This is a genomic window from Flexivirga sp. G2, from assembly GCF_055397625.1.
In genome coordinates, this window is sequence record NZ_AP039675.1 from 1,388,620 (window position 1) to 1,403,344 (window position 14,725).

A 14,725-nucleotide genomic window follows, 5' to 3' on the forward strand; every position below is an offset into this window, starting at 1 on the left:
TGAGTGATTGCTGACGTGCGGTGAATCTCAAACAGTGGTGAGGCCGTGGCAGGCGACGCGGTGGTCCGGGGACTCGTCCCCGGGGTCGAGTTCGGGATCGAGCTCGGGCGTCACCTCGCGGCATTTCGCCTGTACGGCGTCGGGCAACTCTCGATAGAGCGGACATCGGGACACGAAGACGCAACCTCGCGTGACCGACTCCGCGCTCGGGATCTCGCCGCGCAGCGGCACATGCTCACGGGAACGTTCCGCGACCGGGTCCGGCAGCGGTATGGCGGACAGCAGTGCCTTCGTGTAGGGGTGCCGAGGGTTGGCGAACAACACCTCGGTGGGTGCGGACTCGACGATGGTGCCGAGGTACATCACCGCGACGTCGTCGCTGACATGTCGTATGACGGACAGGTCGTGCGCGACGAGCAGATAGGCCAGGCCGAGCTCTCGCTGCAGCCGGATCAGCAGGTTGAGGATGCTTGCCTGCACCGAGGTGTCGAGTGCCGAGACCGGCTCGTCGAGCACCACGATCTCCGGCTGGGTGGCCAGAGCCCGAGCGATGCCGATCCGCTGGCGCTGACCGCCGGAGAACTCGCTGGGGAAGCGATCGACCGCGTTGGAGTCGAGGCCGACCAATCGGAGCAATTCGTAGACCCTGGAACGTATTTCGGCCTTGTCGGCACCCACCGCCTGCAACGGCTCGGCCAGCAGGTCGTAGACCGGGAGCCGCGGGTCCAAGGCGCCGGTGGGGTCCTGCATGACGATCTGCACAGAACGGCGCAACGCGGTGCGGTCCTGGCGGGAGAGGTCGGTGTCGATGGTTCGACCGAGCACGGAGACCCGCCCGGCCTGCGGCGGGGTCAGCCGCATCACCTCGAGCAGGGTGGTGGTCTTGCCGCTGCCCGACTCACCCACGAGCCCGAGGGTGCGCCCGGCGCGCACGGCGAGGTCGACACCGCGCACGGCCGGCCGGTCACCGACGTGGCGTCGGAGGAAGGCGCCACGCGTGATGGGGAAGCTCTTGTGCAGCCCGCTCACCTCGAGGACGGGCTCGTCGTCGGTCTCGGCGCGCTTCGCGAGGGTGACGTCGCCGGCCGCGAACAGTGTGGTCGCATCGAGGGCGCGGTCGGCCAGTTCGCTCGACCGCACGCAGGCGGCCAGATGGTCCGAATCGCCGACCGCAACCAGCGGTGGCTCGTCGGAGCGGCACCGGTCCTGCACCGCCGGGCAGCGCGGTGCGAACGGGCAGCCGGACGGCAGGTCGGACAGGTTCGGTGGTTCGCCCTCGATCGACGGAAGCATCGAACCGGGACGTGCCGTCGCGGGTTGTGCCTGGAGCAGTCCGATCGAGTACGGCATCCGCGGCTCGGCGAAAAGCGTTTCAACCGGGGCGTTCTCGACGATCCTGCCGGCATACATGACGGCGACCCGGTCGGCCTGTCCGGCGACCACGCCGAGGTCGTGCGACACGAGCAGCAGTGCTGCACCCGTCTCGTCCTGCGCCCGAGCGAGGACCTCGAGCACCTGAGCCTGCACCGTCACGTCGAGAGCGGTCGTGGGCTCGTCGGCGATGATGACGTCGGGGTCGTTCGCGATGGCGATGGCGATCACCACCCGCTGGCGCATGCCGCCGGAGAGCTCGTGCGGGAAGGACGCCATCCGCTTGACGGGGTCGGGTATGCCCACCAGGTCGAGCAGTTCGATCGCGCGGCGTTGCGCGGCCGGTTTGCTGATGCGTTGATGGACGCGCAACGCATCGGTGAGTTGCCGACCGATCGACAGGATCGGAGTGAGCGCCGAGAGCGGGTCCTGGAACACCATGCCGATGCGCCGGCCGCGGTAGTCGGACATCGCAGTGTCGCCGAGATCGAGCAGGTTCGCGCCGCCGAGCTCGACCTTGCCGGAGACCTGGGCGTTGCCGGGCAACAGACCGATGATGGCGCTCGCCGTGGCGGACTTGCCGGAGCCGGACTCCCCGACGAGGGCGAGCGTCTGGCCGGCGTGCAGGTCCAGGTCGATGCCGCGGACGGCGTGGACGACTCCCGCCTCGGCCGTGAAGTCGACGTGCAGGTCGCGAACGCTGAGGACGGTGTCGATCATCGGAGGCTTCCTGGGCGCGAGGAGGGGTCGACGGCGTCGCGCAGGCCGTCGCCGACGAGGGTGAGGGAGACCGTCAGCAGCACCAGGACCAGCGACGGGAAGCCGATGATCCAGGGCGCCGTCGTGATGGTCGACGTGCCGTCGGAGAGCAGCGAGCCGAGCGAGACATCGGGTGCCTTGATACCGAATCCGAGGAAGGACAAAGCAGTTTCGCTGAGCACCGTGCCGACGACGCCGAGGGTCAGGTTCAGGACCAGGATGGCGCCGAGGTTGGGGATGATGTGGCGCAGCACGATCGTCAGCGGCTTGACCCCCATGAATTCCGCCACGTGCACGTAGTCACGCTCGCGCAGCGACGCCGACATCGACCAGATGACGCGTGCGTTGAGCATCCAGCCGAACGCCGTGAGGACGATGATCAGGACCCGCCAGTCGCCGGCCGCGTGGTTGGAGATCAGCGCCAGGATGAGGAACGACGGGACGACCAACAGGAAGTGGATCACTGCCAGCGCCACCCGCTCGAAGATGCCGCCGAGGTATGCCGCGAGCGAACCGATCAGTGCGGAGATGATCAGGGTGAGCACGGACACCGCCACGGAGATGGTCAGCGATCGCTGCAGCCCGTGCACGACCTGCGCATAGACGTCCCCACCGCCGACGGTCGTCCCGAAGTAGTGGCTGCCGCCCGGTTTCGCGGAGAGCGCGGTGAAGTCGGAAGAGGTGTAGGAGTACTTCGTCGTCATACCGCCGAAGAGGGTGAAGAGCACCAGCAGCAGGAAGATGACGGATCCGACGACGGCGGCCTTGTTCCGGGCGAAGCGACGCGCGTAGAGGCGGCGACGGCCGAGGCGACGAGGATCGGGTTCGAGGACTGCAAGGTCGAGGGCCGGCTCGGTCGTCATCTCAGCTCATCCTCACGCGCGGGTCGAGCAGGACGGTCGCGATGTCGGCGAGGACCGCGCCGATGGCGGTCATCACCGCCCCGAACGCGGCGACCGCGACGACTCCGTTGACGTCGTTCCGGGTGATGGTCAGCGTGAAGTACTCGCCCATGCCGTGCCAGCCGAAGATGCTCTCGGTGATGATCGCGCCGGTGAAGACCGAGGGCACCGTGAAAGCCACGGTGGTCGCCGTCGGGATGAGCGACGCGCGCAGGGCGTGCCGGCGTACGGCCTGTGCACGGGTGAGGCCGGTCGCACGAGCGGTCCGGACGAAATCGGCGTTGATGTTGTCGAGCAGCAGCGAACGTTGCGTGAGGTGATAGGTCACGTATCCGAGCAAGGTCAGTGAGATCGTCGGCAGCACAAGGTGATTCAACCGATCGAGAATGCTCGGGAAGACCCCGGACACATCGGGTGAGCTGCTGTCGGAGACATAGAAGAGCCGGTGTCCGACGTGCTGGTTGATCCAGACGGCGCCGTAGACCAGAGCAAGGGCGGCCACGACCGTCGGGATGTTCAGCAGCACGATGGAGACGCCCTGGCTCAGCCGGTCGGTGACGCGGTACTGCCGGGAGGCGGTGTAGACACCGAGTGCGACGCCGATCAGCACGGAGAGGAGCGTGCCGCCGAGCACCAGTTGGCCGCTGATCAGGACGCGGTAACCGACGTCGGAGTTGACCGACCCGCCGGTGGGGGACTGGCCCCAGTCGAAGTGGGTGACCACCGATGAGGCCCAGTGCCACCATCGCGAGGTGACCGGGTCCCGTGGATCCAGGTGATAGGCGGCAAGTGCCTGGTCGATGTGGGCACGCGTCGGCATGGGGCGCACCTGCGCGTAATTCGCGCGCGGGTCGAGGAAGAAGCTTGCGAGGAAGTAGGTGACGTTCGTCGCGACGACGATCATCACCAGCCAGCCCAGCAATCGCTTGGCGATGAAGCGGATCAAGGGTGCGAGCTCCTCGGTGGGCGTTCTACGATCGGCAGTGGGCAGTCCGCACGGCCGGTCCATGCATAACTGTTGGTTACGTCCCCTGTCTTGCCCATAACGTTAGCGGATATGTCATCGCTGTGGTCGAAAGGACACCGGACAACTGCTCGGTAGGCTCCTCGGTATGGCGAACCCGATGTTGCTGACCTGCCCCGTGGGTCTGGAGGACCTGGTCCGTGGTGATCTCCGGGACCGGGACAACGTGGCGTCAAACCTCCTCTCTCCCGGGATGATTCGGCTGGAGTCGCCCGTTGCGCGGGAGAATCTGCCGGCCATGGTGGATCGGGTTGCGATGTCGCTCGACCTCGCTACGGAATTCACGATCGACCGGCTGATCGATCAGCTGCGCGGAACCGACTGGCGTTCCTGTGGTTTGGGCGAGGGGAAGGACCTCGCCTTCCGGGTGCACCTGCCCGGGCCGGTTGAGCGCGCTCGTCGCGAAGCGCTCGTGGGGCGGTTGGTCAGCGAGCTGGGCTGGCGTAACGAACCTTCGGATTGGACCGTCAACATTGATGTTTCGGCCGATTCGGTCGCGAGCGGCGTCGCGCGCGTGGAGCTCGGGCCATGGGCGTGGGCCGCTCGGTTCGGCGGCTTCGAGCGGCTGCCCGCAACCACGCCCGGACCGGTCGCCGCGGGGCTGTTGCGACTGGCCAAACTGCGTGACGGGGAGACGCTGCTCGACGTCTGCGGCGGCGTCGGAACGGCTCCCGTCCTGGACGGTCTGCTACGTCCGGGCAGAGGCATCAGCATCGACAACGATGCGGCGTCCATCGCCGCTGCCCGGCGCAACGTGGACTCCCACGACCTGGGTGACCGGGTCGAAGTGCTCGACGCGGACGCGACCGATCTGCCACTCGCGGACGGCAGCGTCGACCGGGTGGTGAGTGACCTGCCGTTCGGCAAGCGCATCGGCAGCAACGAACTCAACCGGACGCTCTACCCGGCGATCCTGCGCGAGTTGGAACGCGTGCTGACCTCGGACGGACGGTGCGTGCTGTTGACCGATGACAAGCGGGTGCTCACCGAATCCGTCGCCCGCGCGCGGGGTTTGAAGATCGCAGGGGAGCGCGTCATCCGCTACAACGGGGTCACGCCCACGGCATACATCGTGCGGCGGAGCCGCCGTCCGAAGAGGCGCTGAAAGCGTCCGATCTCGGCAACGGCCGACATACCGCCGCTGAAGTTCGGCACACTCGAAGAGAAACGGCTCACCTCAACGAGCGACGGAGCAAGGCGAACGAGAGGTATGGCGATGAGGGATCGACACGGCATCGATCGGGTGATCACCCGATGAAACGGCTGAGCGACACCGACCTGCGCGGCGCGGAGATCGTCGACGTCGACCTACGCGAGGCGTGGCTCCGGGAACCGGACTTCGGGAACGCCCATGTCCGGGGAGCCGACCTGACGAACGCCGAGGTCGACGGCGAGATCGACGGTCTGGTCATCAACGGCGTCGAGGTCGCCGACCTGATCGAGGCAGAGCTCGACCGCCGGCATCCCGAGCGAGTCGTGCTGCGAGCGGGCACCGCCGACGAATTCCGCTCCGGCTGGCGGGTTGGAGACGACGTGGCAACGGACGCTCGACGAGGTAGCGACTCTGCCGGCCGAGACGACCGACACCTCGGTGCACGGGGAGTGGTCGCTGGCGCAGACCCTGCGGCACCTGGTCTTCGCGACGGACGTGTGGCTGAACGATGCGATTCTGCGGCGGGATCGTCCGTACCATCGGCTCGGCCATCCCTTCTCGGGATGGCGCGATCGCGCACCCGAGGCGGGCATCGATCTGGATGCGCAGGCCGACTTCTCGGACGTGCTGCAGATGCGTTCCGAACGCCAGGCCCAGGTGCGGGACTACCTCGCCTCGGTGACGGACGACGAGCTGACGGCTTCCGCCGGTGAACCGTTCTTCACCGCCCACGCCTTCCCGGTGCGGCAATGCCTCTGGATCATCGCCAACGAGGAATGGCACCATCACCGCTACGCCCGACGGGACCTCGATGTGCTGACGAAGGGCAGCGACGGCGACACATCGGGCTAGTCGCGGAAGGGTCGTCGACCGGTGCCGTCCTGCGGTCGGAGACCTCGGTCACGAACTCCACCACCGGCTGGTTCGTTCAAGGGGTTGAGCGATCGAGGAGGTCGTATGCCGCAACCGTCTGCCGGACGAGCCGACACGTTCCTGCTGCCGGAGGTGGCGCACGCCTATCGAGCCCGGCCGCCATACCCGCCGGAAGTGATCGACCGGCTCGTCGACCTCGCGGGTGAGGGTCGGGTGCTCGATCTCGGTGCCGGTGACGGGTCGATAGCGCGACGCATGGTCGATCGCGTGTCCTTCGTGGTGGCCGTCGAACGCTCGGCTCCGATGATCGAGGTCGGCCGCACGCTGCCCGGCGGCGCAGCCGTCACCTGGCAGTGCGAGGCGGCCGAAACCTTCTCTGCGGCAGGGCCGTTCGATCTTGCAGTGGCCGGCGAGGCGATGCACTGGTTCGACCTGCCAGCGGTGATCGAGCGACTACGCACCGTGCTGTGCCCGGGTGCGCCGCTCGCTCTGCTGGATCGGACGGCGCGGCACGCACGACTGGCCGAGGTCATCGACGTGATCAAGCGCTTCTCACGAGCCGCCGATCACGACCCCGCATACGACGTGAGCAAGGACCTGGTCGCACGTGGCAGTTGGCAGCAGGTGGGCGAATACGTGCCGGCAACGCGATCCTTCCGGCAGACCGCGGATGACTACCTCGCGTCCCTGCGATCGACGTCCAGCCTGGCCCGTGCGCTGATGACCGATGCGGAGAACGCCGCATTCGACACGGCCATCCTCGACGCCGTCCGACCGATCACCGACTCGGAGGGCGCGCTGACCTTGGACGTGACGGCCCGTCTCGTATGGGGCAGCCTCACTGCTCACTCTGCTGAAAACGTTTGAGCAGCAGCCTGATCCGGCCACTGTATGGCGTAACCCGCACCCGCTTCGCGCCGCAGTCGCACATAACGCAGCAGCTCACGCAGGATGCCCGCATTGCCCATCGCCCACCCCGGTAGTGGTTGGAGTTCCGGCGGGTCGGTCCGGTGCTCGTGGTTGGACCAGCGCGCTCCGTCGTCATCGACGGTCGCGCGGGCCAGGAGATCTCCGACGAGCACGTTCGCAAAGCCGAGGTCGTCACCGCGTTCGACGACGCGATCGCACGCGGTGGCGAGAACCCCGGCGGTGCCGCAGCAGTGGCCGTTGTTGTCCCAGAACCCTGGTCGCACCCGATGCGGCAGGCCCGACTCGGTGACCGTCGTCCAGCAGCGGTCTTGCAGCTCGACCCATCGCTCGTGCCCGGTGAGGTGTGCCAGGAGTCGGAAGAGCTGCGCGTCACCCGCCGGGCCGTTGCACCAGCCATAGCTGAAGCGCTCGATGATGTCCGGACGATGCGGCGGATCCGAGTGAGGGACAAGGAAATCCGTCGGCCCAGCGGTGTTGCGGGAGATGAGGTCCTCGGCGGCCAGAACCGCCAGATCGACCAGGTCCGGTCGATCGGCGGCGGCTCCGACCGACGCCAATGCGCACGCGATGCCGAGCGTGCCGTGCGCCATGTGATGCGAACGCGGTGGTGTCGGTCGCACCGCCCAATTGACGCCGTGAGCCGTGCGATCCGCGGTCCCGACATACGGCTGCACCGCCTGTATGGCGAGATCGAGATCTCCCGCGTGCAGCGCGCCGAGTCCGATGCCTGCGTTGCCCATCAGCAGTTCGAACATCGGATTCCAGCGTTGACCGTCGAAGGTCTCCCGGATCCGGGTCAGCGCGTCCCGCGCTGCGGCGTCCCGGCCGAGCTGATGGAGGCAGTACGCCATACCGGCCAGCCCGAAGTGGAGCGAAGCGTTGTCCGCCGTCGCGACCCCGGCAGCGAGTCGGTCGAGTCCGCGCTCGATCGTTGCGTCGTACCGGTGATCGTCGAAGTGGACGCGGGCTTCGTGCAACGCGAGCACGATGCCCGGAATCCCGTGGTAGAGCGACAGATCCGGCGACGGTGCGAGCAGGAGCCAATCCGCTGCAGCGCGCGCCAACTCCTCCACTTCGTCGATGTCGGGCGCCGAAGTCGCCACCGTGCTCACACCAGGTCCAGTTCCAGTGCCCGCAACACCGCCCGGGTGCGGTCGCGCACGCCGAGCTTGGCCAGCACGGTGGACACGTGGTTCTTCACCGTGCCGGGGGCGAGATGCATCGCCGACGCGATCTCCTTGTTGGAGAACCCACCGACCAGCATCCGCAGCACCTCCCGCTCGCGGGTGGTGAGCTCGATGTGCACCGGCAGGTCGTTGGGTTCGGCGGCGGTTTCGGGCGCACTCAGGCGGTCCAGCAACCGCTGCGTGACCGACGACGAGACCATCGTCCCGCCGGACGCGACCGTCTCGACGGCCGCGACCAGGTCGTCGAGGGAGACGTCCTTGAGCAGGTAGCCGCGGGCGCCCGCGCGCAGCGCCTGCAGCACCTGGTCGTCGTCCTGGAAGGTCGTCAGCACCAGGCAGGGTGGTGGATCGGTGCGCTCGGCCAGCTCGTGCAGCACGGCGATGCCGTCCAGCACCGGCATCCGCAGATCCAGGAGTATGACGTCAGGCCGATCGATGTCGAGTATTTCCAATGCCTTTCGGCCATCTGCTGCCGCCCCGATCACGTCGATCCGCCCGCTCAGGCGCAGCAGCCCGACGATGCCGTCACGCACGATCGTCTGGTCGTCCACGACGAGCACGCGGATCGGATCTGCTGCCGTCATACCTGCTCCTGCATCCGGTGGCGACGGGCATCGTCGTCGGTGCCCAGTGGCGCCGACGCTTGTACGACGAAGCCCCCTTGCGGGGAGCCGCGCCATACGACCGATCCACCGAGGGCCGCGAAACGCTCTCGCATGCCTCGCAATCCGTTGCCCTCGACCGCTGTGGCAGCGCCATCTCCATTGTCCCGCACGACGACGGACAATGTGTCGTCGGCTTCCTCCAGCACGACCCAGGCCCGGGTCGCTGATCCGTGCCGCGCGGCGTTGGTGAGTGATTCCTGCACGAGCCGCACGGTCGCGTGCCGGAGCTCCGCGGGCATCGTGTCGAGTATGTCGGCGTCGGTGACCTCGATCTGCATCCCGGGCCAGGCCGCACCCAACGTCGCGAGCGAATTCGCCGCAACCGGAACGCTGTCGCGCAATTCGCTGACGACGCTTCGGACTTGCGCGAGCAAGTCCTTGCCGGTCCGCTGCGCGCTGTCCAGATACGGCTGCGCCTCGTCCGGCGGCAGGTGCCGCGCCGTCTCGAGGGTGAGGGTGAGCCCGGCCAGCTGATGGCCGACGACGTCGTGCAGCTCACGGGCGATACGCAGGCGTTCCTCGGTCGCGCTGCGCTCACGCAGTTGTGCCTGCGCCTCGCGCAGAGCCAGATTCGCCCGTTCCGCCTCTTGCCGGGCGTGTTCGGAGGCTTCCCGCTCCCGCTGCACGATCGCGGTCTGCTCGACGCCGACCAGCACGAACGCGGTGACGACCAGGGTGAGCACGGCGTACCAGGTGCAGGCCAGCAGCGATGCCTGGCTGTTGACGACGGCCAGCAGCGCCGTGCTCGCCGGGAGCAGTACCAGGATGGTGGCGACCGAGACGCGCAGCGGGACGAAGCTGGCCCAGACAGCCGTGGTCACGGCCAGCAGCATGATGCTGAAGCCGTAGGTCGACCCGAGCGCGGCGCCCAGGTAGGAGGCGACCACGAACGTGCCGACCAGCAGGTAGGTCCGGCGATCACGAGGGAACCGGATCGGCGTGCCGGCGACCAGCGTGAAGATGACGATGATCAGGCCGACACACACCCAGTAGACGATCCGGAACGGCAGCGGCAGGTCCGGCAGCCCGCCGAGGAAGAGCGGGGCCACCGTGAAGATCGCGATGGCGATGCAGCCATTGACGAATTGCAGACGTTCGACGGGTCGCACATCACGACCTTAGAGCGCGGGCGTATGCCGACAGACGTGCCGAAGGTCATGGCCCGCGGTCGTGCCGGATGACACTGCCGGCGGCACACCGGATCCGGCACCGTCGATGCCATGGACGAAATCGCCCGATTCACCGGGGTCACCCGCTCCTTCCGCGGCACGCTCGCCGTCGACTCCGTCGACCTGACGCTGCGGCCGGGGGAGATCGTCGCCCTGCTCGGTCCGAACGGTGCCGGGAAATCGACGCTGCTCGACATGTTGCTGGGTCTGCGCGACCCGAGCTCCGGCACGGTCAGCGCGTTCGGTATGCCGCCGACCGCCCGCCGTGCCCGTGCCCGGATGGGCGCGATGCTGCAGGACACCACCGGGCCGGTGGGGTTGACCGTCGCGGAGACCGTGCGACTGACCCAGCAGCTGTATCCCGTGAGTACCCCGCTGGCCGAGTTGCTCGCCCTGGTCGAGCTCGCCGACAAGGCGGACCGGCGGGTCGGCGAGCTGTCCGGTGGTGAGCGGCAACGACTGTCGCTCGCGCTCGCCCTGACCGGCAACCCCGAGTTGCTCGTGCTCGACGAGCCGACCGCGGCGATGGACGTGGCGGGCCGCCGCCGGCTGCTCGAGACCATCCGCGACCTGGCCGCGCAGAACCGCTCCATCGTGCTCGCCACCCATGACCTGCGAGAGGCGCAGGCGGTCGCCGACCGGGTTGTCGTGCTGCACCACGGCCGCAAGATCGCCGACGCACCGACGAAGGACGTCGTGCATCGGGTCGGCGTCAGCACGGTGCAGTTCACGACCGGGGCGGCGCTGGTGTGGCTCGCGAACAACCCCGGCGTCAGGCAGGTTTCGACCTTGCCGGACGGCCGGTACGAGTTGCTCGTGGCGGACGTCGAGGCCCTGTTGCGCGCGATGTTCGCGGCTGGACATCACGCCACCGATCTCACCGTCGCGGACGCCGACCTGGAGTCCGCGTTCGTCGCACTCACCCAGGAGGACGCAGCATGAGCACCCCACACGCGGCTGACGTTCGAGCGAACGGACGGCACACCATCGCGACCCCCGCGCGTATGCCGCTCGGCTTCTCGGCCGCTTTCGCGATCTTCCGGGCCGAGTGGCGCGGTGGCTGGCGCAGCGGCTGGTTCATCGCCCTGGTGACCATGCCGATGCTGCTCTTCGTGCTCTTCGGAACGACGTTGCACGGCGACCTCGACGGCGGTCTCGCGGTGGCCGCGATGCTGATGGCGTCGTTCACCTGCTTCGGCGTCGTCAACCTGTCGATCTTCGCCGTCGGCGTCGCGGCCGCCGAGCAACGCGGGATGGGCTGGATCCGCAGGCTGCGCGCGTCCGCCATGCCGTTGTGGTCGTTCTTCGGCGGCAAGGTGTTGCTCGGACTTGCAGCTGCCACAACGGTTCTGGCCGGCAATGCGGCCATTGCAGCCGCGGTCGGAGCAGGTGTGCCGATCACGCATCTGTTGCGCCTGTGGGTCGTCATACTCTTCGGCACCGTGTGCCTGGCGCCGTTCGGTTTCGCGCTCGCCTACTGGGTCCGTCCCGGCGCCGCGGGCGTGATCGGCAACCTGATCTTCCTTCCGCTGTCCTACACGTCGGGCTTCATGACGCCGGTCGACGCGCTGCCCGGGCCGATCGCCGCGCTCTCGGCATACCTGCCGACGTCGCACTGGGGCAACCTCGCCTGGGGTGCGATCGCCACTCCCGGAGAGGCTGCCGACTTCGGAGTCCGCACGCCGGGGCGTCCGCTGCTCGACATCGGCGTGGTCCTCGCCTGGGCGGTGGCGGCATCCCTGGTCGCGGCGGCCGGCTGGCGACGGGACCGCAGCCGCGACCGCATCCGCGGGTGAGCAACTCAGGGCGTGGGATTGGCGAAAATCGTCCGGTGCCAGGCCTTTTCAGCGTCACCGGTGATGTCCTGCATGACGTGTTTGACATTGGTGTACTCCTCGAACGAGTACGTGCTCATGTCCTTGCCGTAACCCGATTGCTTATAGCCGCCGTGCGGCATCTCGCTGATGATCGGGATGTGGTCGTTGATCCAGACCGCCCCCGCGCGGATCTCGCGCGACGCCCGACCTGCTCGGAACACGTCACGGGTCCATGCCGACGCGGCAAGGCCGAAATCGATGTCATTGGCCAGCTTCAAGCCCTCGTCGTCGCCGTCGAACGGCAGTGCCACCAGCACCGGCCCGAAGACCTCGCGCTGCACAATCTCGGAGTCCTGGGCGGCGCCGGTGATGAGCGTCGGTTCGTAGTAGAAGCCGGGGCCATCGACCGCCCGGCCACCACACGCGACCTTCGCGCCCGCGTCGACTGCGCGCGACACCATGCCCGCGACGTGGTCGCGCTGCTTGGCGCTGATCAGCGGGCCCAGGTCGGTGTCCGCGTCGAGAGTGGGGCCGAGCCGCACGGAGCTCATCAGTTCCGCGACACCCGCGACAAAGGCGTCATACAACGGGCGCTGAATGTATGCCCGCGTTGCCGCGGTGCAGTCTTGCCCGGTGTTGATGAGAGCACCCGCCACTGCACCTTGTATGGCGGCGGCCAGATCGGCGTCGTCGAACACCACGAAGGGCGCCTTGCCGCCGAGCTCCAAATGCGTGCGCTTCGCACTTGCGGCGGCGACCGTCGCGACGTGACGGCCGACGGGGGTCGACCCGGTGAACGACACCATCGAGACGCCCGGATGGCCGACCAGTGGTGTGCCGACGGCCTCACCGGTGCCGGTCAGCACATTGATGACACCCGCGGGAATTCCTGCGGCCGTTGCTGTTTCGGCGAACGTGAGGCTTGTGAGCGGCGTCAGCTCGGACGGTTTCAGCACGATCGTGTTACCCGCCGCGACAGCAGGCAGGATTTTCCAGGCAGCCATTTGCAGGGGATAGTTCCACGGCGCAATCGAGCCGACCACGCCGATGGGCTCGCGGCGAATGCTGCTGGTGTGCACACCGTCATACTCCCCGGATGCGAGGCCGTGCAGCTGTCGGGCGGCGCCGGCGAAGAACGCCACATTGTCGATGCTGCCCGGTATGTCGAACTCGCGGCACAGCCGGATCGGCTTGCCGGCCTGGCGCGACTCCTCCACCGCCAGGTCCTCGGCGCGCTCGCGCAGCAGTGCCGCCCACATGGTCATCGCGTCGGACCGTTCGGCGGGCGTCGCGCGCGACCATTCCTCGAAGGCGGCGCTCGCAGCGTGCACCGCTGCGTCGGCCTCCTGCGGACCGGCGAGGTCGAGCTCGGCGAGCTGCTCCTCGGTCGACGGATCGATGAGTGGCATCGTGCCCGCCGAACCGGCGACGCGCTTGCCACTGATGAATTGGTACATGTGATCTCCGTTGTGACTGGGTGGATTCGATGCAAGTCTGCACCTCCTGGAGCGGCCGCTGCCGACGCTCAGCGGCTTATCAATCCCCCTGCGCGGGCCGCGGCGACGAGTGCGGCCGCGACATCGTCCAGATGCTCGGCGAGCAGGCTGACCGTCACGCGGATGTGCGGTGGGTCCGCACGGGTCGACTCGACCCGGAACGGTGATCCTGGTGCGGCGCCAATGTTTCCGGCGGCCAGGCTCTGCAGTGCGGCCACCTCGTCGAGCACCGGAACCCAGATGTTGATGCCATCATCGCCTGCGACATGCACGCCCTCGGTGGCGAGTCGCTCGATGATCGTGCGACGGCGTTCGGCATAGAGTTGCTTGGCGGTGGTGACCTGTCGATGACTCGCCGGGTCGGTGAGCAATTCGAGCAGCAGCCGTTGCAAGAGTCGGCTGGTCCATCCCTGGCCGAGCTGGCGGCGTCGTTCGATGGGTGCGATCAGCGCACCTGCGCCGCCGATGGCGGCCAGTCGAAGATCCGGCCCGTACGCCTTGGAGAAACCCCGGATGTGCAACACCCGATCGGGCAGGTGCGCACCGATGCTGGCGAGCTCGGTCGTGGCGATGCCATCCAGCGAATCATCTTCCAGGACGACGGCATTCGACGGCTTGAGCACCTTTGCCAGCTCCTGGGCGCGAGCCGCTGTGACGGTGACTCCGGTGGGGTTCTGCCCGCGCGGTTGCAGCATGAAAACGCTCGCGCCTGCGTCGAGCGCGGCAACGAGGGAGGCAGGCTGCGGGCCTTGCTCGTCGAGATCGACCGGTATCGGCTGCATCCCGGCGTCATCGAGGAGGTCCAGCATCGGCGGGAACGCGGGGTTCTCGATCGCGACGCGAGTGCCGTAACCGCCGCATTGCCGCAATGCGGCCGACATCGCGTCGGTCGCTCCGTCCAGGATGGTCAGCCGCTCGGCCGCGAACGGCCAGCTGCCCAGGACGCGCTCGGCGAGTTCGGGGACCACCGGGTCGTCGAGGTAGCTGTGTGTCGACGCGTCGCCCAGCGCGCTCAGCGCCCGGTCCAGCGACGGCAGCAGGGTCGGGTCGGGCACACCGGTCGAGAGGTCCAGGCCGAAGCGCACCGGGCTGCCGACGGCACGCCGGTAACGGCCGCCGTCGATGCCGCCGCGGCTCTCCGCGACGAACGACCCGCGCCGACCGTCGGTGCGAATCGTGCCGGCACGGCGCAGGGCTGCCCAGGCCGCGCTGACAGTCGTGGGGGAGAGCTGCAGGCCGTCGGCGACGGTCCGGATCGGTGGCAATTTCGTTCCGGCAGAGAGAGATCCGGCGGCAACGGCACGCCCGACTGCTTCGGCGAGACCACGCGCGGACGGTTCGGTGAGCTCCGCGGCGAGGACATCGATCATGTTTGTGAC

Annotated in this window: 14 protein-coding genes and 1 pseudogene; 6 read left to right on the plus strand and 9 right to left on the minus strand. The window is 68.1% G+C overall.

Translation table 11 applies throughout. The features are described from left to right. Positions 1-27 precede the first annotated feature (27 nt). The 3 genes from ACZ50J_RS06795 to ACZ50J_RS06805 are packed head-to-tail and all read right to left on the minus strand — an operon-like array spanning position 28 to position 3,978. Positions 28-2,091 carry a dipeptide ABC transporter ATP-binding protein gene (locus ACZ50J_RS06795; protein ID WP_464300506.1) on the minus strand — a complete coding sequence of 688 codons (2,064 nt, stop codon included), beginning with the start codon at positions 2,089-2,091 and terminating at the stop codon, positions 28-30. After that, positions 2,088-2,993 carry an ABC transporter permease gene (locus tag ACZ50J_RS06800; protein ID WP_464300507.1) on the minus strand — a complete coding sequence of 302 codons (906 nt, stop codon included), beginning with the start codon at positions 2,991-2,993 and terminating at the stop codon, positions 2,088-2,090. Before ACZ50J_RS06800 ends, ACZ50J_RS06795 begins: the two co-directional genes overlap by 4 nt. Position 2,994: 1 nt before the next feature. After that, entirely contained in the window at positions 2,995-3,978 is a 984-nt protein-coding gene (locus ACZ50J_RS06805) for an ABC transporter permease (RefSeq protein ID WP_464300508.1), read from the minus strand. Between the two features lie 166 nt (positions 3,979-4,144). On the opposite strand from ACZ50J_RS06805, the gene ACZ50J_RS06810 reads away from it, so the two are divergent. After that, positions 4,145-5,161 (plus strand): methyltransferase domain-containing protein, encoded by a 1,017-nt coding sequence (locus ACZ50J_RS06810; protein WP_464300509.1) that lies wholly within the window; start codon positions 4,145-4,147, stop codon positions 5,159-5,161. Between the two features lie 149 nt (positions 5,162-5,310). After that, positions 5,311-5,379: pseudogene (locus ACZ50J_RS06815) on the plus strand (hypothetical protein); the annotation flags it as partial. Here the strand turns inward: ACZ50J_RS06815 and ACZ50J_RS06820 are convergent. Next, complete coding sequence (locus ACZ50J_RS06820) at positions 5,365-5,520, minus strand: hypothetical protein (protein ID WP_464300510.1); 156 nt, start codon at positions 5,518-5,520, stop codon at positions 5,365-5,367. The pseudogene ACZ50J_RS06815 and the gene ACZ50J_RS06820 sit on opposite strands and share 15 nt — an antisense overlap. A 58-nt stretch (positions 5,521-5,578) precedes the next feature. On the opposite strand from ACZ50J_RS06820, the gene ACZ50J_RS06825 reads away from it, so the two are divergent. Beyond that, the gene (locus tag ACZ50J_RS06825) at positions 5,579-6,061 is read left to right on the plus strand and encodes a DinB family protein (RefSeq protein ID WP_464300511.1); all 483 of its coding nucleotides are present in this window, start codon (positions 5,579-5,581) and stop codon (positions 6,059-6,061) included. A 105-nt stretch (positions 6,062-6,166) separates the two neighbouring features. Then, on the plus strand, positions 6,167-6,949 hold the full coding sequence (locus ACZ50J_RS06830) for a class I SAM-dependent methyltransferase (protein WP_464300512.1): 783 nt from the start codon (positions 6,167-6,169) through the stop codon (positions 6,947-6,949). Here the strand turns inward: ACZ50J_RS06830 and ACZ50J_RS06835 are convergent. Genes ACZ50J_RS06835 through ACZ50J_RS06845 form a run of 3 tightly spaced genes read right to left on the minus strand, consistent with a single transcriptional unit; the run spans position 6,928 to position 9,973 of the window. Then, entirely contained in the window at positions 6,928-8,124 is a 1,197-nt protein-coding gene (locus tag ACZ50J_RS06835; protein WP_464300513.1) for a lanthionine synthetase LanC family protein, read from the minus strand. The genes ACZ50J_RS06830 and ACZ50J_RS06835 overlap by 22 nt on opposite strands. Further along, a complete protein-coding gene (locus ACZ50J_RS06840) occupies positions 8,121-8,783 on the minus strand; it encodes a response regulator (RefSeq protein WP_464300514.1) in 663 nt (220 codons plus the stop codon). The genes ACZ50J_RS06835 and ACZ50J_RS06840 overlap by 4 nt, the downstream gene beginning before the upstream one ends. Then, the gene (locus ACZ50J_RS06845; protein WP_464300515.1) at positions 8,780-9,973 is read right to left on the minus strand and encodes a sensor histidine kinase; all 1,194 of its coding nucleotides are present in this window, start codon (positions 9,971-9,973) and stop codon (positions 8,780-8,782) included. The genes ACZ50J_RS06840 and ACZ50J_RS06845 overlap by 4 nt, the downstream gene beginning before the upstream one ends. Before the next feature lie 111 nt (positions 9,974-10,084). On the opposite strand from ACZ50J_RS06845, the gene ACZ50J_RS06850 reads away from it, so the two are divergent. Both ACZ50J_RS06850 and ACZ50J_RS06855 read left to right on the plus strand, forming a co-directional pair. Continuing rightward, complete coding sequence (locus ACZ50J_RS06850; protein ID WP_464300516.1) at positions 10,085-10,975, plus strand: ABC transporter ATP-binding protein; 891 nt, start codon at positions 10,085-10,087, stop codon at positions 10,973-10,975. Then, positions 10,972-11,829, plus strand: a complete 858-nt coding sequence (locus ACZ50J_RS06855) for an ABC transporter permease (RefSeq protein ID WP_464300517.1) — start codon at positions 10,972-10,974, stop codon at positions 11,827-11,829. Before ACZ50J_RS06850 ends, ACZ50J_RS06855 begins: the two co-directional genes overlap by 4 nt. Positions 11,830-11,834: 5 nt before the next feature. Here the strand turns inward: ACZ50J_RS06855 and ACZ50J_RS06860 are convergent, their stop codons facing one another. Both ACZ50J_RS06860 and ACZ50J_RS06865 read right to left on the minus strand, forming a co-directional pair. After that, positions 11,835-13,307, minus strand: coding sequence for a gamma-aminobutyraldehyde dehydrogenase (locus tag ACZ50J_RS06860; RefSeq protein ID WP_464300518.1), 1,473 nt, complete (start codon positions 13,305-13,307; stop codon positions 11,835-11,837). A gap of 68 nt (positions 13,308-13,375) precedes the next feature. Continuing rightward, positions 13,376-14,716 carry an aminotransferase-like domain-containing protein gene (locus ACZ50J_RS06865; protein WP_464300519.1) on the minus strand — a complete coding sequence of 447 codons (1,341 nt, stop codon included), beginning with the start codon at positions 14,714-14,716 and terminating at the stop codon, positions 13,376-13,378. Between the last annotated feature and the right edge of the window lie 9 nt (positions 14,717-14,725).